We start from the raw sequence: 17,601 nt of genomic DNA on the forward strand, positions 1-17,601 counted from the left end.
CTTCGATACGTCTGCGAAGGGTGGACCGGCGGGCTTCGCGGAACTCATCGCTCGCGGGTGAAGAAGTTCCGGAGAACTTTCAGAGCGTCGCGGGGTGTTCGAGCAGACCCTGGATCCCATCGACGGACGCCACCGGATCTCGTCCCTGGGGACGGCCGGGGCGAGGAGGGCGACGTGTCCCGCGGTGGCGCGGTCGAGGGGGAGGCGGTCGGGCAGCCGCCCTACCCTTCGTACTCCTGGATCCGCTTCCCATGGCTGCGGTCGACGAGCTCGGGCAGCAGTCCGCTCAACTCGCCGACGATGTCCGGCACATCGAGGGTCAGCAGCTCGCGGTCGCGCATCAGGACTCGTCCGGCAACGATCGTCGTGCGTACGTCGGCGGAACGCGCGCTGTGCACGAGGGTGGCCGCGAGGTCGTGCACGGGCTGGGTGTGCGGGCCCGTCATGTCGACGAGGACAAGGTCGGCCCGGTGCCCGGCGGCGAGGCTGCCGATCTCGTCCCCCAGCCCGACGGCCCGCGCGCTCTGCAGGGTGGCGTGGTCCAGCGCCTGGCGGGCGGTGAGCCAGGTGGGGTCGCGCTCCACGGACTTCTGGACGAGCGCGGTGAGCGTCATGGACTCCCACACGTCGAGCGTGTTGTTGGACGCGGCGCCGTCGGTGGCCAGGCCGACCGGGACGCCCGCCTGACGCAGAGCCCGTACGGGTGTCGTGTCCCAGCCGAACTTCAGGTAGCCGCGGGGCGCGGAGGCGACGGCGACACGGCCGGAGCGCTCCGCTGCCCGGCGCAGGACGGGCAGGTCGCGGGCGGTGTCGAGACCGGTGACATGGGCGAGGAGCACGTCGGTGTCGAGGAGCCCGGCCCGTTCCAGGATCTCGATGGGGGTAAGGCCGTGGCGGGCCAGGCTGTTGTCGGTCTGTTCGCGGTTCTCGGCGGCGTGGATGTGGACGAGGAGGCCGTGCCGCCGGGCGAGTTCGGCGGTCGCGGCGAGGTCGGGCTCGTCGACGGTGTACGGGGCGTGCGGGGCGAGGCACGTGGTGACGCGCCCGTCGGCCGCGCCACGCTGCCGGAGCGCGAAGTCGAGGGAGGCGGCGCGTCCTTCGGGGCCCTGCGTGCTGAAGTACGCCTGGCCGAGGACGGCGCGCAGGCCGCTCTCCTCGGTGGCGGCGGCGACCTCGTCCATCGCGAAGTAGTGGTCGGCGAAGGTGGTGACGCCGCCGCAGATCATCTCGGCGCAGGCGAGCCGCGCGCCGAGCCCGACGACGCGTTCGGTGAGGTTGGACTCGACGGGCCAGATCCAGTCGTTGAACCACGCGTGCGCAGGCAGATCCTCGGCGAGCCCGCGCAGGGCGACCATCGGTGTGTGGGTGTGGCAGTTGATGAGGCCGGGGAGGGCGAGGGTGCCGCGGCCGTCGAGGTGTGTGGTGCGTGTGGGGGTGAAGGCGGGGGTGGAAGCGGGGGTGGATGTGGGGCTGCCCCCGGGGTCGTGGGCACCCGGTGCGACCGAGGTGATGAATCCGTCCCGTACGGCGATCGTCGCGTCCTCGACGAAGACGATCTGGCCTCGCGGGTCGTGGGTCAGCGCGGTGCAGCCGGTGATGACGAGGTCGGCGGGGCCTTCGTGGCTGTTGGGGCCTGCGGGCCTCTCGGGGCCTACGGGGCCGTCGGGGCCGTCGGGGCCGTCGGGGCCATACGCGGTGAAACCGGCGGGTCCTGGCGCGGGAGGCGGCGTCATCTTTTCAAGGTAGTGCGAGTGCGCATCCGGCAGCCCTGTCGCGGGGACGGTTTCGCGGGCACGCTGGCCCTACCCGCCGATCGGCCGAGGGGACAGGGACCAGGCAGTCGGAAGAGGCAGTCGGACGAGGGAGTCGGGCGATGATCATCGGCACGTGGAACCTGGAGAACCTCTACCGCCCCGGCGGACAGTTCGGCCCCAAGGACAAGGCCGCGTACGAGGCGAAGCTGGCCTCGCTCGCGGCGACGATCACCTCACTGCGGCCGAGCGTCCTCGGGGTGCAGGAGGTCGGCGACCCGGCGGCGCTGGAGGATCTGGCGGGTCTCCTCGAGGGCACCTGGCACGTCACGCTCTCGCAGCACGCCGACGACCGGGGCATACGGGTCGGCTTCCTCACCAGCCTCCCCGTCTTCGTCGTCGCCGACGAGGTCGGGTTCCCCGAGCCGGTGCGGCCGGTGCAGGTCGACGACTCGGGCCGGACGACAACGCGGGCCGGACGGGGCGTCCTGGCGGTGACGGTGTCGACGCGGGCGTTCTTCTTCGACGCGGTGGTCTGCCACCTCAAGTCGAAGCTGCTGTCGTACCCCGGCGGGCGCTTCTTCCCGCACAACGAGGGCGAACGCGCGCGGTACGGCGCGTACGCCCTGTACCGCCGCTCGGCCGAGGCGACGGCGGTACGTGCCGTCGCCGACCAGCGGCTGCGGGGCGACGGCCGGGAGCACGGGGTCGCCGTGCTCGGGGACCTCAACGACGAGGTCGGGGCCGCGACGACGCAGATCCTGCTCGGCCCGCCCGGCTCCGAGATCGGCACGCCCGGCTTCGACCGCCCGGACAAGGGCGACGCGACGCGGCTGTGGAACGTCGCGCCCTTGATCCCGGCCGATCAGCGCTTCTCCCGCATCCACGCGGGCCGCCGCGAACTCATCGACCACGTGCTGGTGAGCCGCGGGCTGATGGACCAGGTCCGCGGCGCGGGCACGGGCGCTCCGGGCGCCGCGGCGAGTGCGCTGCCGTCGGTGGAGGACGGGGACCCGGCGGTTCGGAGGGAGGCGGCGGGGTCGGACCACGCGCCGGTGTGGATACGGATCCAGCCGTAGGGCCGGGGGCAGGGCCCCGGGGGTCGGGGCCCCGGGGGTCAGGCCCCAGGAGGGCGAGGTCTGTATGGGGGTTCGGGGTGGCGGCGCGGGTGGGTTGAGGTTGAGCAGCAAGGGAAGCCCTAGGCTTCGCCCAGTCACCACACCCCACTGATCGCGCCCGCCCTCAGGAGCCCCACCGTGTTCGATCCCGCGCCGGAGCACCGGTCCGCGTCCCCCTCTCCCTACCCGTACGCCGAGAGCCACAGCGGCGACACCGAAGCGGGGCAGGCGCCCGCCCCGCACGCCCTCCTCGTACCCGTGCTCGGGCTGCTCGGCCGGTGGCGCGGCCGGGGCCGGGGCGAGTACCCGACGCTGTCCGCGGACTTCACGTACGCCCAGGAGGTGACGTTCAGCCACGACGGCCGGCCCTTCCTCCGTTACGAGGCCAGGGCCTGGCTGCTCGACGCCGACGACGCCCCGCTGCGGCCAGCGGCGCGCGAAAGCGGCTGGTGGCGGCTGCAGCCCGACGGCCGCGTGGAGGCGCTGGTCACCCAGCCCACCGGCATCGCGGAGATCGCGGTCGGCCACGCGGTCGACGGCACGGTCGACCTCTCCACCCATGGCGTGGCGCTCACCCCCACCGCCAAGGACGTCACGGCGACCCGCCGCCGCTACACGCTGACCGGCGACGACACGCTGACCTTCACCCACGACATGGCGGCGGTGGACCAGCCGATGCAGCACCACCTCTCGGCACGCCTGCGCCGCACGCGGTGAGCACGGAGACACGCGAACACGCGGAGGAAGCCGGGGCGACGGACTCGCACGGCTGGCCCGACCTCCCCGGCGACACGGCCCTGACGATCCGCGTCCCCGAGGCGAACCCCTTGGTGCGGGCCGGTTTCCCCGCCCACGTGACCGTGCTCTACCCGTTCCTCAACGAGTCCCGCCTGACCCCGAGCGCCCACGCAGACCTGACGGACCTCTTCGCCGCGCATCCCGCGTTCACCCTCACGTTCGACGCATTCCGCCGCTACCCGGGAGTCCTGTACCTCGCACCGACCCCCGAGACCCCCGTGCGTGCCCTCACTCGTTCCCTCACCACCCGCTGGCCGGAAGCGCTCCCCTACCGCGGCATCTTCACCCCGCCCCTGGCCCCCCACCTCACCCTGGCGAACGACGAGGGCCCCGACACCTGCGAGGCGGCCTACGACGCCCTGCAGTCCCAACTCGCCCCATGTCTCCCCCTGACCAGCCACGTGACCACCGTCCACCTGATCGTGACGGACGGCCCGGGGAAGGGCTGGCGGGACCTCAGGACATACCGGCTGGGGGCGGGGCGGGTGCCACCCCCGCGTGACACCGACAGGGGGCCAAAAAGGCCATAACGCTGGAAGAAGGGCATCGAACGCACCCGGCTCCGCTACGGTGTGCCGCCATGGCCCTCACCCTCCCCCGCCTCTCCGGTACCCGCCTCGCCGTGGCCGCCGCGGCGACCGCCGTGCTGGCCGTCGGCGCTCCGGCCGCCTACGCCTCGCTGGACGACGAAACGAAGCCCACGTCTTCCTCTGCCTCGTCGACAACCGTCTCGTCGACAACCGCCTCGTCGTCTGCCGCCGCGTCGACCGTCGCCCGGGGCAAGCCCTTCACCGAGACGCGGCTCTTCTTCGGTACGGAACGTCCCGACGGCGGACCCGCCGTGACGGACAAGCAGTTCATGGCCTTCATCGACGAGGAGGTCACGCCGGGCTTCCCCGACGGGCTGACCATCCAGAACGGGCGGGGGCAGTGGCGCGACTCCAACGGCAGGATCGAGCGGGAGCGTTCGTACGAGCTGATCCTGCTGTACCCGACGACCGAGGCGCGCGGGCGGGACGTCCAGATCGAGGAGATCCGCAGCGACTACGAGAAGAAGTTCGGGCAGGACTCGGTGGCGCGGCTCGACGAGCGGACCCGAGTGGACTTCTGAGACGTCCTGAGGACTCGTGGGGATCACTGCGGGTCCCTGCGGATCGATCCCTGCGGATCCCTGCGGATCCCTGCGGATCGATCCCTGCGGATCCCTGCGTTCCTCCAACGCGCCCCTGACCGGGCGAAATTCGCTGGCGCGCCGTCGCCTGGCGGCTGCAGGCTGATCCCCTATGAACCACCGGATACGGGCCCTGCACACCGACACGACCATCACCGTCTACCAGGCGTACGCCCCGGAACTCGGCGTCCCCGCGGCCCGCACCGGGCGGTTTCCCGCCGCCTGGAAGCGGGACCGGATGACGTGGATCAAGCCGTCCTTTCTGTGGATGATGTACCGCTGCGGGTGGGCCACCAAAGAGGGCCAGCAGACGGTCCTTGCCCTTGAGATCACCCGTGAGGGCTTCGACTGGGCGCTGCGCCACGCGTGCCTCTCGCACTACGTGCGTGGCCTCCACGCCGACCGCGACACGTGGAAGCGCGCATTGCGACGCTCTCCCGCTCGCGTCCAGTGGGACCCGGAACGCGACCTCCACCTCGACACGCTCCCCTACCGGAGCCTCCAGTTGGGGCTCTCCGGCGAGGCGTCCCGCTCTTTCGCGGACGAATGGACGGTCTCGATCACCGACGTCACCGACCGCGCCCGGGAGATCCACGGACTCGTGCGGGACGGGGACGAGGAGTCGGCGGCGCGGCTGCTGCCGGAAGAGCGCCCGTACCCGGCGGGCGACGACCTCTTGTCCCACCTCCGGCCCTGATCCGAGCCTGGTCTACGTCTACCTCTACCTCTACGCCTCCGCCACGCCCGCCAGCGCCCCCACCGGATCGACGTCCGCCTCCCCTTCGGGCCACCAGTCGTCGCCGCCCGGCTCGCTCCGGTACGGGTACCAGCGGCCATCCGTCCCGTAGCGGAGCTGGAGCGTGCCTTCCGCGTTGGTGAGCCGGTTGCGGTGGATCGTCATCCGGGGCAGGTCGGCCGCGACGAGGGCGCCGCGGGCCCGGTCGAAGGGCCCGGCCGGCGGATCCCAGGAAGTCTCCAGGGTCGCCAGGCCCGCCTCGCCGCCCTGCCGCCAGGCCGCGGCGGCGCGGGAGAGGTCGGCGGGGGTGCGCCCCACCGACCTGGCCAGTTCGGCGAACTGACGGCTGAAGGTGCGGCGACCCGTGAGCCCGGGATGCGAGGCCGCGAGTCGGACCGCGTCGTGCCAGGGGGAGTCGTCCGCCGGGAAGGCCTCCGCGCCTGTCTCCGCCGTCAGGAACGCGTGGGCCCTGCGCGCCGCGTCCGTGATCAGAAACTCCAACGCCGTAGGGTCCGGCGCCCCGGGAAGTGCGGGCAACACGGGGGGCTCGCCCGGGTGCGAGGGCGGCGGAAGCGGGGCAGGCAACGGTGAGCGACAGGTCGTGGCGAGAGCCTCCCGGGCCGGAACGCCGGGGAGGACGAGACCGTGGTCCGGGGGCGCCGGTTGCTCGCCGGTGCGGGCGGAGGGGCTGCCCGGGGATGGCTGCCGGCCGCCCCCGGCCGGGGCGGGGGCACCGGCCGCGTGAAGTTGCTGATCGCCGCCCGGGTACGGGTGCGGCTGCTGTTCGCCGGGCAGGGCAGGGGTGCTGGCCGCGGGGGCAGGGGCGCCGGTGGCGGGTGGGTGCTGTTCGCCGGGCACGGCGGGAGCACTGCCCGAGTCCGACTGCCGCCCGCCGGGAGGGACGGAGGCACCGGCCACGTGGAGTTGCCGGTCGCCGCCCGGGTACGGGTGCGGGTGCTGTTCGCCGGGCAGGGCGGGAGCGCTGTGCGGGCCGGGCTGTCGTCCGGCCTGCGGGGCCGGGCTGTCGTCCGCGTGCTGCTCCTCGACCGCGGGGGCGGTGCCGTCGGTCGCGGGCGCCTGATGCCTGCCGGTGGCTACGTGGTTGCCGTCCACGAACGCGGGCGCGAGGTACGGGCCCGGCTCGTGTTCGTCCGGAGGGGTGGCCTCGGCAGCCGGCTCCGGTCGGTCGGACGGGTGTTCCCCGGCCGACTCCGTGCCCGTGCGCTCCCCCGCCGCCGAGCGGGGGTCTCTCGGCGCCCTCGCGGCGCGGGGCTCGTCCGTGGTTTCCGCCCCGCGCAGCGGTCCCCGCCGCGCCTCCGCCGCCTCCGCCGCGCCCCTGCGCGCGTTCCTGCGTGCGAGTTCGTCCAGGAGGTCCTGTTCCTCGCCGCCGCGCAGCAGCAGGAGCACGAACGGGTCCGCGTCCAGGAGGCGGGCCGTCTGGTAGGCGAGGGCTGCCGCGTGTTTGCAGGGGTGGCCGCGGTCGGGGCACGTGCAGGAGGGGGCGAGTTCGCGGGCGCCGGGGAGGAGGGGGACGTCCGCCCGGTCCGCCGCGTCGGCCAGCGCGTGCGGCATCTCCTGGTCGAGCAGCGCGGCGATGCGCGCGGGATCCGTGGCGACCACGTCCAGGAAGCGGTCCCAGTGCTCGGGAAGCATCGTCCGCATGCGGATCTCCGCGCGGTACGGACGCGGACGGCTGCCGTGGACGTACGCGACGATGCGGCCCGGCGCGACGGTGATCGTGTCGACCGCGCCCTCGCGCGCATACGTGCGGCCACGGGCCAGCCGCGCCTGGTCCAGGGCGCTCTCCTCCAGCGCGTCGATCCACGCGTTGCCCCACCACGACGTGGCGAACGGCGCCCCTGGGTCGGGGTGCTTCGGCAGGGCGGGGAAGACGCGGCCGCTGCCCATGCGGCTCGTCTCGCTCATGCCGCTGGCCCAGCCCAGACCGCCGCCCCGTCCCACACCGCCGCCCCGCCCCGGCCTGCCACTTCGTCCCGGCCCGCCGCCCGGACCCGGCCCACTGCCCCGCGGCGTCATGCCGCTCTCCTCAGCGCGACCAGATCCGCCAGTTCCGCGTCGGACAGTTCCGTGAGCGCCGCCTCGCCGCCGTCGCCGAGCACCGCGTCCGCCAACGCCTGCTTCGCGGCGAGGAGTTCGGCGATGCGGTCCTCGACCGTGCCCTCGGTGACCAGACGGTGGACCTGGACCGGCTGGGTCTGGCCGATGCGGTACGCACGGTCGGTGGCCTGCTCCTCCACCGCGGGGTTCCACCAGCGGTCGTAGTGGATCACGTGGCCCGCCCGGGTCAGGTTCAGGCCCGTGCCCGCCGCCTTCAGGGAGAGCAGGAAGACCGGGACCTCACCCGACTGGAAGCGGTCCACCATCTCCTCGCGCCGCGCGACCGGCGTGCCGCCGTGCAGGAGCTGGGAGACGATGCCGCGCGCGGCCATGTGCGCCTCCAGGAGGCGTGCCATCTCCACGTACTGCGTGAAGATCAGGACCGCGCCCGCGCTCTCGGACTCGGCGAGGATCGTGTCGAGGAGCTCGTCCAGGAGTTCCAGCTTGCCCGAGCGGGGGCGGCCCGTCCGGGTCGTGAGCATGCCGTCCTTCAGGTACTGGGCCGGGTGGTTGCAGATCTGCTTGAGCGCCATCAGCAGCTTCATGACCAGGCCGCGCCGCGCCATTCCGTCCGATGCCTCGATACGGGCGAGGGTCTCGCGCACCACCGCCTCGTACAGCGACGTCTGCTCGCGGGTGAGCGTCACCGGGTGGTCGGTCTCCGTCTTCGGCGGCAGTTCCGGCGCGATGCCGGGGTCCGACTTCTTGCGGCGCAGGAGGAAGGGGCGGACCAGGCGGGCGAGGCGGTCCAGTGCCTCGTCGTCCGCTCCACTGCCGGACGGGTCGCCGCCCTCCACCAGGCGCGCGTGGCGAGCCCGGAACGCCTTCAGGGGGCCGAGCAGACCCGGCGTCGTCCAGTCGAGCAGCGCCCACAGCTCGGAGAGGTTGTTCTCGACGGGGGTGCCGGTGAGCGCGACCCGGGCCGGGGACGGAATCGTGCGCAACGCCTTCGCCGTCGCCGCGTACGGATTCTTGACGTGCTGCGCCTCGTCCGCGACGACGAGACCCCACTTCTGGGCGGCCAGTTCCGGCGCGCTCGTGCGCATCGTGCCGTACGTGGTGAGGACGAAGCCGCCCGTCAGGCCGGTGAGCGTACGGCCCGTGCCGTGGAAGCGGCGGACCGGCTCGCCGGGCGCGAACCGTTCGATCTCGCGCTGCCAGTTGCCGAGCAGCGAGGCCGGGCAGACCACGAGGGTCGGTGCGGAACCGCCGCGGTGCAGGTGCAGGGCGATGACGGTGATCGTCTTGCCGAGGCCCATGTCGTCGGCGAGACAGCCGCCGAGGCCGAGGGAGGTCATCCGGTCGAGCCAGGCGAGGCCCTTGAGCTGGTAGTCGCGGAGGGTCGCGTGCAGGCCCGGCGGCGGGGCCGGTACGTCGAGATCTCCCGTCACGCGTTCGCGGAGTCTCGCCAGCGCGCCGACCGGCACCGCGGGCACCTGTTCGCCGTCGACCTCGGCGGTGCCGGTCAGCGCGACCGACAGGGCGTCCACCGGGTCGAGCAGCCCCAGGTCCCGTTTGCGCGCCTTGCGGACGAGCGCGGGGTCGACCAGGACCCACTGGTCCCGGAGCCGGACGACGGGACGGTGCGCCTCCGCGAGGAGGTCGAGCTCCGCCTCGGTCAGCGGGTCGTCCGCCTGGTCACCGAACGCCAACTGCCAGCGGAATTCGAGGAGTTCCTCGGTCTTGAAGAAGTCGAAGTTGTCGGCGGCGGTACCGGGGGCGGGGCGGACGACGGCGGTGGCGGTGAGGCCGCGGGTGAGCTCCCTGGGCCAGTGGACGGCCACTCCCGCCGCGGCGAGGCGGCCCGCGGCGGCGCCCAAGAGGTCGTACAACTCCTCCTCGCCCAGCGGCAGCACGTCGGGGCGCGGCCGCTCCAGGAGCCTGCCGAGCGGAGGCCATACGCGTGCCGCGCGGCGCAGCGCGAGCAGCGTGTCGACGCGTGCGCGCGGCCCGAAGTGATCGGTACCGGCCCACAGCTCGGGCACGTCCGCGACGAGCGCGGGGTCGGCGAGGCTGTGCACCTGGACGACAGCGGCGGCGGGACTGGCGACGGCGGTGCAGTCCACGGCACCGGACACCCCCGCGTCGCCGGACCGCCCACCGGCGGTGCCCGCTCCGCCCCGGGAGCCCTCGCCCTCACTCTCGCTCTCACCCCCGTCGAACACTTCGTGCGCCCGCAGGTCGAGGCGGAGTGACACGCGTACCCCCGCGTCCATCCCGGCGGCCACCTCGGCCGCCCACTCCCGGGCGCCCGGCAGGTGCTGCGGCTCGCGCGCGGCGAAGGGGGCGCCGACCGCGTGCGCGGCGGCCGGCGTGCGGGGCAGGGCGTCGAGCACCGCGTCCACGAAGGCTCTGATCAGAGCGAACGGCTGCGGGAGGAGCAGGGGGCCGGGGCCGCGCCCCGGCAGCGGCACCGCGTGCGCCTCCGCGGGGAGCGCCGCGGCGATGGCGCGCAGGTGGACGACGTCGGCCTCGTCCAGCGGGCCCGCACGCCACGCGTCCACGTCCCCCGCAGTCAGTCCGGGAAGCAGCCTGCCGCGCGCCGCCAAGTGCAGCGCGTGCCGGGCGGCGGCGCCCCAGCAGGCCACCGCGGGATGCGGGTGTTCGGCGTGGAGCAGCAGCGGCACCGCTGCGGCGACCGGCAGGAACAGCGCGGGCACGGTGCGGCTCCGCGCGCCCTTGCCGTGCCTGCGGGCGACGACCAGGTCACCGCGTACGCCTACGCCCGCCTCATCGAGCCCGTCCGCCGCGTCCGGATCCGGGTTCCAGAAGGCGACCCGCCCCTCCCGGGGCACCTCCGCCGGAAGGAAGACGGCAGCGCATGAACGTACGAGAGCGGCACGGGCGCGTACGCGAGCGGCCTCGCCGCCGCCCTCCGGCACCACCACCCCCATCGCCACCACCGCCCGGTTCAGTCCCTGCTCACGTGCCTGTCATTCGTGCTCGCCACCCTAGGCGAGGCCACTGACAACGCCCACGCAACCGGCCGCCCGCCCCGAACCGCCGCCCCACGAACACCTGGCCACCCGGGCCCCCGTCCCCCACCCGCCCCACATGAACACTGGCAGGAAACTTTCCTAACAATAATTCATCCCAAGTTATTGACGCGCACATGCCGCGTCGCCAGGATTCCGGATTGACGGTTCGGCACCCCCCACGCCTCCCGAGGAGACGGACATGCCGCTCACCCCTCGCACGACCGGTTCCCGCACAAATTCCCGCACCCGCAAGGCCCGCCTCGGCATCCCCATCGCCGCCGGCGCCTCGCTCGCCCTCGTCGGCGGCGTACTGCTGTGGTCCCCTGCCGGGGAGGCCGACGCCTCCCCGGCCGCGGCACCCGCCGCGGCCCGCGCCGGGTTCACGGCGGTCGCCGCCGGTGACATCGCGGAGCAGTGCACGGCGAGCAGCAGCAGCTGCAAGCACCCCAAGACCGCCGCCCTGGTCAAGCAGATCAACCCGTCCTTCGTGATGACCATGGGCGACAACCAGTACGACGACGCTCGCCTGAAGGACTTCCAGAAGTACTACGACAAGACATGGGGCGCCTTCAAGAGCAAGACCAGGCCCACCCCCGGCAACCACGAGAGCTACGACCCGGCGGGCGCCTTCAAGGGCTACAAGTCCTACTTCGGGTCCGTCGCCTACCCCGACGGCGAGAGCTACTACAGCTTCGACCAGGGCAACTGGCACTTCATCGCCCTCGACTCCAACAAGTTCGACGACGACGAGCAGATCGACTGGCTCAAGGACGACCTCGCCGCCAACTCGAAGAAGTGCGTGGCCGCGTACTGGCACCACCCGCTCTTCTCCTCCGGCGAGCACGGCAACAACCCGGTCGGCCGCCCGGTCTGGAAGCTGCTCCAGGCCAACAAGGCCGAGCTGGTCCTCAACGGCCACGACCACCACTACGAGCGGTTCGCCCCGCAGAACGCGGACGGCAAGGCCGACGCCAACGGCATCGTCGAGGTGCTCGGCGGCATGGGCGGAGCCAACCCGTACGACATCGAGGAGGTCCAGCCCAACAGTCAGAAGCGGCTCACCGACACCTTCGGTGTCGTGAAGCTGAACTTCACCGACACCGGTTTCTCCTGGAACCTCGTCGGCACGGACGGCTCCACGAAGGACACCAGCCCGTCCTACAGCTGCCGCTGAGCCGGACGAACGCGAACGCCATGTATCTGGCCACCACCGACGCGGTCGCCAAGGCCTCGGAACAGGAACAGTCCGGGGTCCGGCGCGGCCGCGTCGCGGGACCCGTCCTCGCGCTCGGCGCGGTCAGCCTGGTCACGGACATCTCCTCCGAGATGGTCACCGCCGTCCTGCCGCTCTACTTCGTCCTCCAACTCGGTCTCTCCCCTCTCCAGTTCGGCTTCCTCGACGGGCTCTACAACGGAGTCACGGCTCTTGTGCGGCTGGCCGGCGGATACGCCGCCGACCGCGGCGGCCGGCACAAACTGGTCGCGGGCGGCGGCTACGCACTCTCCGCGCTCTCCCGCCTCGGGCTGCTCCTCGCGGGCGGCGCCACCGCGGGGATCGGCGCCGCGCTCGCCGCCGACCGCATCGGCAAGGGCGTGCGCACCGCGCCGCGCGACGCCCTCATCTCGCTGAGCAGCCCGCCCGACACACTGGGCCGCGCCTTCGGTGTGCACCGGGCGATGGACACGACGGGCGCGCTGCTCGGGCCGCTCGCCGCGTTCGCGCTGCTGTGGGCGACGGCGGACGCGTACGACGCCGTGTTCGTCGTCAGCTTCTGCTTCGGGCTGCTCGGGGTGCTGATGCTGGTCGCTTTCGTGCCGGGGCACTTGTCGCAGGTCTCACCGCGGCCATCGCGCCCGGCCCCCGAGCGGCACCGGCCCGCCGCCCCGCGTCCTCGCGCCCTCGGTCTCCTCCGCGTCCCCGCCTTCCGGCGCGTCCTGTGCGCGGCGGCACTGCTCGGCGCCGCCACCATCGGCGACGCGTTCCTCTACCTCCTCCTCCAGCGACGGCTCGACTTCGCCATCTCGTGGTTCCCGCTGCTGCCGCTGGGCGCCGCCGCTGTCTACCTGCTGCTCGCCGTTCCCGCGGGGCGGCTCGCCGACCGCGTCGGGCGCCGCGTGCCCTTCCTCGCCGGACACGTCGCGCTGCTCGGCGGCTACGTCCTCCTCCTCGCGCCCACCGACGGCTGGCCGCTCCTCATCGGCGTACTGCTGCTGCTCGGCATCTTCTACGCGGCCACCGACGGCGTCCTGATGGCGCTGGTCGCCCCCGTGGTCGCGCAGGAACGGCGGGCGAGCGGTATGGCCGTCCTGCAGACCGGCCAGGCGCTCGCGCGGCTCGTCGCCGCGGCCGGGTTCGGTGCGGCGTGGACGCTGTGGGGCGTCGGGACCGCGCTGACCTGCGCGGTGGTCGCGCTGACGGTGGCGGTCGCGGGGGCGGCGGCGCTGCTTCCGCAGTCGCACACATCTTCCGGAGGCCCCACGTGAAATCACAGTCCTCACCCCCGTCCCCACTCTCCTCCCTCCGCTCCCGAGTCGTCGCCGTGGCCGCGGCGGCCGCGGTCCTCGCGGGTGTCGCCGTCACGTACACGCTGCAGGCGGCGGAGCGCGCCGAATCAGCCGACGCGACCTCGGAGTTCGGCCTGGACCGGGGCAAGCTCTACTTCCGCAGTACGACGGAGGCGGCGGGCCGGGTCGCACGCGTCCCGGCCTCCGGAGGCGGGGGCGGCGGCACGCGCACCACCGGCGGCCCGTCCTGCGAGCGCTTCTACGCCGCCGCGGGCACAGGTCTCTGCCTCCAGCGCAGGTCGGGGATCCCGCCCAAGTCGTACGCGGTCGTCCTGGACGACCGGCTCCGCGAGAAGCGCCGGATCGCCCTGACCGGCATCCCCAACCGGGCGCGCGTCTCGGCGTCGGGGCGGATGCTGTCCTGGACGATGTTCGCGACGGGCGACTCGTACGCGGGTTCCTCGTTCTCCACCCGTACGTCGATCCTGGACACCCGTACGGGTTACCTCATCAAGAACATGGAGGAGATCCCCCTCACCCTCGACGGCCGTCGCTACCACTCCCCCGACGTCAACTACTGGGGCGTGACCTTCGCGAAGGACGACAACCGCTTCTACGCGACGGTGTCCACCAAGGGCAAGACGTACCTGGTACGCGGCGACATGGCGAAGTGGTCGGCGACCACCCTGCGTTCGAACGTCGAGTGCCCGTCCCTCTCCCCCGACAACACGCGCATCGCCTTCAAGAAGCGGGTGCGGAAGGGAACGCGGGACCCGTGGCGGCTGTACGTCCTCGACCTGCGCACGATGCGCGAGCACCCGCTCGCCGAACGGCACAGCGTCGACGACCAGGCGGCCTGGCTTGACGACGACACCCTCGCGTACGCCCTGCCGGGCGCGGACGGCCGCAAACAGGACATCTGGACCACCCGGGCGGACGGCTCGGGGCGTCCCACTCTGCGGATACGCGACGGGAGTTCACCGGCGGCGGTGCGGTGAACTCCCGGTTCGGGCCCGGGGCTCAGCCCCGGGCCCGTCCGGCCAGCCCCAAGGCGTACTCCGGCCACCACTGGCCCGCTTCAGGGCCTCCCCGGCACGTTCCGTCCGATTCGCCGGGGCGCTTGATCCACAGGTAGGCGTCGAGGGAGGGGTCGCCGGTCGTGGCGGTGGGGGGCGTGCCCAGGGCGCGGCCGGGCGGGTTGCACCAGGCCTGGGTGCCTCGGTACGGGCCGTTTCCGTTGCGGCTGGTGTCGATGACGAAGTGCTTGCCGCCGCCGAGTTCCCGGGCGAGGCGGTGCGCGTACGCGGAACTGACCTCGTTGGTCTGGTGGTTGGAGACGTTCACGGCGAAGCCGTCGGCCTCGGCGATACCCGCGCTGCGCAGTGGGGCGACCAGGCGGCGTTCGTCGGGGATCCAGCTCGCGTTGCCCGCGTCGACGTACACCTTCGTGTGCGGCTGACGCTTCAGGCGCTGGACCGCGTGGGCGAGCAGCCCGTACCGCTCGGCCGCGTCCGCCCCCGGGCAGCCCGCCACCAGATGGGCGACGGCGTCCGGTTCGACGATCACGTACGCGCCGTGCGAGCCGAGGCCCGCGGCGAAGTCGTCGATCCACCGGCGGTAGTGCGCGTCGTCGTGCGCGCCGCCCGCCGAGTACGCGCCGCAGTCGCGGTGCGGAATGAAGTACGCCACGAGCACCGCCGTGCGCCCCGCCGCGGCCGCCGCCTCCACGTGCGCCCGCACCTCGGCACCGGCCCCGTCACTGTGCAGCCAGACCGCCTGGGGCCGCTCCGCGATGCGCTCGATGAGCCGGGCGTCCTCCGTCCGCCCCGTCCGCCGCCACTCAGCGGCCTGCCGGGCGGCGGCGCTCTGCGGGTCGACCCAGAACGCGGGGGCGTCGGCGGGAGCGGTGTCGGTCTTGGTGTCGGTGTCGGTGTCGGTGTCGGTGTCGGGAGGGCCTGCCCCCAGCGCGCCCAGCAGCAGTGCCGCGGCGAGGGCGACTCGCAGGCGGGGAGAGAAGGAAGAGGTGAGGCAAGAGACGCCCGAGCGGAGACGGCGGGATGGCGACGGGGACACCGGGCGGCTCCAGTTGCTCGGCACCGGTCCTGCCCGGCGCTTTCCCGGAGTCTGCGACCGGCCCGCCCGCACCGCACCGCACGCCCCCGCCGTCGCGGCCACGCTTCACCCGAAAATCACTCCGACGGCGGCCGGCCGGGGTTGTGAGGCAGGCTCTCAGGATCGGCGGAATCGGTCGGTCGCCGCCGTCAGTTGCTCCGCGATCCCGCTCGCCCCCGCGTTGTGCCCCGCGAGGTCGACGAGCACCAGTTCGCTGTCGGGCCACGCCTCCCGCAGCCGCCACGGGATGCCGAGGAGGTTCCCGAAGTCCAGGGTGCCCTGCACCATCACGCCCGGGATCCCCCGGAGGGAATCCGCGTCGCGCAGGACGACCTCGTCGCCGCCCAGCCAGTGGTCGTGGGCGAAGTAGTGCGTGACGGTGCGCGCGAAGCCGGCCCGGAACGCCTCGTCCTCGTAGCGCGGCACGGACCGCGGCGGCGCCGGCACGCACGCCGTCTCCCAGTCCGTCCAGGCCCGCGCCGCGGTGGCCCGTACGTCCGGGTCGGGCGACTCCAGGAGGCGGTTGTAGGCGGCGGCCAGGTCCCCGTCGCGCTCCGCCTCCGGCACGCCGTCGCGGAACGCCTCCCACGCCTCGGGGAAGATCCGCCCGAGCCCCCGCGTCAGCAGGTCGACCTCGGCGCGGCTGCCCGTGGCGATCCCGGTGAGGACGAGTTCCGAGACACGGTCGGGGTACGTCTGCGCGTACCGCAGACCCAGCACCGAACCGAACGAGACGCCCCACACGAGCCACCGCCCGATGCCCAAGTGGCGCCGCAGCAGCTCCAGGTCGGCCGTCAGGTGCTTGATCGTGTTGACGGACATGTCGGTCGCCGGGTCGCTCGCGTGCGGCGTGGAGCGGCCCGCGCCCCGCTGGTCGAGCAGGACGATCCGGTACGCGTCGGGGTCGAAGTACCGGCGGAAGAAGGGGGTACAGCCGGATCCGGGGCCTCCGTGCAGCACCACGGCCGGCTTGCCGTGCGGGTTGCCGCAGGTCTCCCAGTACACGCGGTTGCCGTCACCGACGTCGAGCATGCCGTGGTCGTAGGGTTCGATGTCCGGATAGAGAGCCATCGGGGCAGGGTAACCGCGCCCCGTCTCACTCCGCCTTCGCGTTTCGCATGCGCCCGTACGCGTACACGCAGCCCGCGAGCGCCAGGTCGGAGAGGAGCATGAAGCCGATGGAGTACGAGTCCTTGGCGCTGTAGATCGCGCCCATGACCAGCGGCGGCAGGAACCCGCCGAGACCGCCCACCGCGCCCACGATGCCCGTGACGGAGCCGACCTGCGGCTGCGGGGTGACCTGGGAGACGAGGGCGAAGACGCTGCCGCTCGCGGTGCCGAGGCCCGCCGCCATGAGCAGGAAGCAGACCGTGCCCACCGGGTTCAGCGTCGGGTCGAAGGCCTGCACGACGGCGAAGAGCGCGACGACCGCGAGGGCGACCGTGGTGACCGTGGCCGGGTGGATCCGGTCGGAGAGCCAGCCGCCGATGGGCCGGAAGATCACGGTGACGAGTGCGAAGCCGGCGGCCTTGGTGCCCGCGTCGGTGGGCGAGAGGTCGTACCAGGTCTTCAGATACGTGGGCAGGTACACCCCGAACGCGACGATGCCGCCGAAGCCGATCGCGTAGAGGGCGGAGAGCTCCCACGTCACCCTCAGCCGTCCCGCCCGGCCGAGCCGGGTGCCGAGGGAACTGGTGGGGACGGGCCGGTCGGGGCGGTCGCTGATGAGGAAGAAGGCGAGCACCGCGAAGACGGCCAGCGCGATCGCCACGACGACGAACGGCAGGTTCTCACCGTGCTCGGCGATGCGCGGGGTGAAGTATCCGGAGAGCGCCACGCCGCCCATGCCCATGCCGAAGACACCGAGCGCGAAGCCTCTGCGGGCGGGCGGGAACCAGGAGTTCACCAGCGGGATGCCGATGGCGAACGTCGTACCGCCGAGACCGAGCAGGAAGCCGACCGCGAGCATCGCGCCGAAGCTGTGCTTGGCGGGGATGATCAGCAGCACCGGGATGATGGTGAGCGCCGAGACGAGCGGGAACATCTTCTTGGCGCCGTAGCGGTCGGTGAGCGCGCCGACCGGGACGCGACCCAGCGAGCCGACGATCACCGGCACGGCGACCAGGAGCGACTGCTCGAAGGAGCTCAGGTTCAGCCGGTCCTTGAAGTCGCTGCCGAGCGGGGCCACCAGGTCCCACGCCCAGAAGGTGAGCGTGAAGCCGATGGTCGCCAGCACCAGGTTGCGGTAGGCGGCACCGGAGGGCTTGGCTGCGCGTGTCTCGTCCACGTCCTCACGCTAGGAATGAGCGCCCCG

General features: G+C 73.0%; 14 protein-coding genes. 8 read left to right on the forward strand and 6 right to left on the reverse strand.

Annotated elements, in window-relative coordinates; genetic code table 11:
* Positions 1–221: 221 nt before the first annotated feature.
* Complete coding sequence (locus tag DEJ47_RS08850) at positions 222–1,733, reverse strand: amidohydrolase (RefSeq protein ID WP_150166597.1); 1,512 nt, start codon at positions 1,731–1,733, stop codon at positions 222–224.
* 140 nt (positions 1,734–1,873) lie between these two features.
* Here DEJ47_RS08850 and DEJ47_RS08855 point away from each other — a divergent pair, with 140 nt between their 5' ends.
* The 5 genes from DEJ47_RS08855 (at position 1,874) to DEJ47_RS08875 (ending at position 5,535) form a co-directional block, all read left to right on the forward strand.
* Positions 1,874–2,830: an endonuclease/exonuclease/phosphatase family protein gene (locus DEJ47_RS08855; RefSeq protein WP_150166599.1), complete on the forward strand. Its 957-nt coding sequence runs from the start codon at positions 1,874–1,876 to the stop codon at positions 2,828–2,830.
* Between the two features lie 177 nt (positions 2,831–3,007).
* Positions 3,008–3,586, forward strand: coding sequence for an FABP family protein (locus DEJ47_RS08860; protein WP_150166601.1), 579 nt, complete (start codon positions 3,008–3,010; stop codon positions 3,584–3,586).
* Complete coding sequence (locus DEJ47_RS08865) at positions 3,583–4,197, forward strand: 2'-5' RNA ligase family protein (RefSeq protein ID WP_150166603.1); 615 nt, start codon at positions 3,583–3,585, stop codon at positions 4,195–4,197. The genes DEJ47_RS08860 and DEJ47_RS08865 overlap by 4 nt, the downstream gene beginning before the upstream one ends.
* Positions 4,198–4,247: 50 nt before the next feature.
* On the forward strand, positions 4,248–4,778 hold the full coding sequence (locus DEJ47_RS08870; RefSeq protein ID WP_150166605.1) for a DUF3574 domain-containing protein: 531 nt from the start codon (positions 4,248–4,250) through the stop codon (positions 4,776–4,778).
* A gap of 172 nt (positions 4,779–4,950) precedes the next feature.
* The gene (locus DEJ47_RS08875) at positions 4,951–5,535 is read left to right on the forward strand and encodes a DUF4291 domain-containing protein (RefSeq protein ID WP_150166607.1); all 585 of its coding nucleotides are present in this window, start codon (positions 4,951–4,953) and stop codon (positions 5,533–5,535) included.
* A gap of 30 nt (positions 5,536–5,565) precedes the next feature.
* Here DEJ47_RS08875 and DEJ47_RS08880 read toward each other — a convergent pair whose 3' ends face one another.
* Positions 5,566–7,500 carry an SWIM zinc finger family protein gene (locus DEJ47_RS08880; RefSeq protein WP_150166609.1) on the reverse strand — a complete coding sequence of 645 codons (1,935 nt, stop codon included), beginning with the start codon at positions 7,498–7,500 and terminating at the stop codon, positions 5,566–5,568.
* Positions 7,501–7,607: 107 nt separating this feature from the next.
* Complete coding sequence (locus tag DEJ47_RS08885; RefSeq protein WP_150175511.1) at positions 7,608–10,586, reverse strand: DEAD/DEAH box helicase; 2,979 nt, start codon at positions 10,584–10,586, stop codon at positions 7,608–7,610.
* Positions 10,587–10,869: 283 nt separating this feature from the next.
* Between DEJ47_RS08885 and DEJ47_RS08890 the strand changes: the two genes are divergently transcribed.
* Genes DEJ47_RS08890 through DEJ47_RS08900 form a run of 3 tightly spaced genes read left to right on the forward strand, consistent with a single transcriptional unit; the run spans position 10,870 to position 14,173 of the window.
* On the forward strand, positions 10,870–11,844 hold the full coding sequence (locus DEJ47_RS08890) for a metallophosphoesterase family protein (RefSeq protein ID WP_150166611.1): 975 nt from the start codon (positions 10,870–10,872) through the stop codon (positions 11,842–11,844).
* Positions 11,845–11,864: 20 nt separating this feature from the next.
* Positions 11,865–13,154 (forward strand): MFS transporter, encoded by a 1,290-nt coding sequence (locus DEJ47_RS08895; protein ID WP_150166613.1) that lies wholly within the window; start codon positions 11,865–11,867, stop codon positions 13,152–13,154.
* Positions 13,151–14,173 carry a hypothetical protein gene (locus DEJ47_RS08900; protein ID WP_150166615.1) on the forward strand — a complete coding sequence of 341 codons (1,023 nt, stop codon included), beginning with the start codon at positions 13,151–13,153 and terminating at the stop codon, positions 14,171–14,173. The genes DEJ47_RS08895 and DEJ47_RS08900 overlap by 4 nt, the downstream gene beginning before the upstream one ends.
* 22 nt (positions 14,174–14,195) lie before the next feature.
* Here DEJ47_RS08900 and DEJ47_RS08905 read toward each other — a convergent pair whose 3' ends face one another.
* The 3 genes from DEJ47_RS08905 to DEJ47_RS08915 all read right to left on the reverse strand — a co-directional run bounded on the left by DEJ47_RS08905 (position 14,196) and on the right by DEJ47_RS08915 (position 17,574).
* Positions 14,196–15,140 carry a glycoside hydrolase family 6 protein gene (locus DEJ47_RS08905; protein ID WP_398334492.1) on the reverse strand — a complete coding sequence of 315 codons (945 nt, stop codon included), beginning with the start codon at positions 15,138–15,140 and terminating at the stop codon, positions 14,196–14,198.
* 264 nt (positions 15,141–15,404) lie between these two features.
* The gene (gene pip, locus DEJ47_RS08910; RefSeq protein ID WP_150166617.1) at positions 15,405–16,358 is read right to left on the reverse strand and encodes a prolyl aminopeptidase; all 954 of its coding nucleotides are present in this window, start codon (positions 16,356–16,358) and stop codon (positions 15,405–15,407) included.
* 25 nt (positions 16,359–16,383) lie between these two features.
* On the reverse strand, positions 16,384–17,574 hold the full coding sequence (locus DEJ47_RS08915) for a nitrate/nitrite transporter (protein ID WP_150166619.1): 1,191 nt from the start codon (positions 17,572–17,574) through the stop codon (positions 16,384–16,386).
* Positions 17,575–17,601 lie beyond the last annotated feature (27 nt).

The sequence above is a fragment of the Streptomyces venezuelae genome (assembly GCF_008642355.1).
GTDB lineage: Bacteria > Actinomycetota > Actinomycetes > Streptomycetales > Streptomycetaceae > Streptomyces > Streptomyces venezuelae_B.

Bases quoted from the DNA above. Each gene is read 5' to 3' on its own strand.
- pip (WP_150166617.1), bottom strand. From the start codon at position 16,358: ATGGCTCTCTATCCGGACATCGAACCCTACGACCACGGCATGCTCGAC.
- DEJ47_RS08885 (WP_150175511.1), bottom strand. From the start codon at position 10,586: ATGGGGGTGGTGGTGCCGGAGGGCGGCGGCGAGGCCGCTCGCGTACGC.
- DEJ47_RS08855 (WP_150166599.1), top strand. From the start codon at position 1,874: ATGATCATCGGCACGTGGAACCTGGAGAACCTCTACCGCCCCGGCGGA.
- DEJ47_RS08875 (WP_150166607.1), top strand. From the start codon at position 4,951: ATGAACCACCGGATACGGGCCCTGCACACCGACACGACCATCACCGTC.
- DEJ47_RS08870 (WP_150166605.1), top strand. From the start codon at position 4,248: ATGGCCCTCACCCTCCCCCGCCTCTCCGGTACCCGCCTCGCCGTGGCC.
- DEJ47_RS08880 (WP_150166609.1), bottom strand. From the start codon at position 7,500: ATGAGCGAGACGAGCCGCATGGGCAGCGGCCGCGTCTTCCCCGCCCTG.
- DEJ47_RS08895 (WP_150166613.1), top strand. From the start codon at position 11,865: ATGTATCTGGCCACCACCGACGCGGTCGCCAAGGCCTCGGAACAGGAA.
- DEJ47_RS08850 (WP_150166597.1), bottom strand. From the start codon at position 1,733: ATGACGCCGCCTCCCGCGCCAGGACCCGCCGGTTTCACCGCGTATGGC.
- DEJ47_RS08890 (WP_150166611.1), top strand. From the start codon at position 10,870: ATGCCGCTCACCCCTCGCACGACCGGTTCCCGCACAAATTCCCGCACC.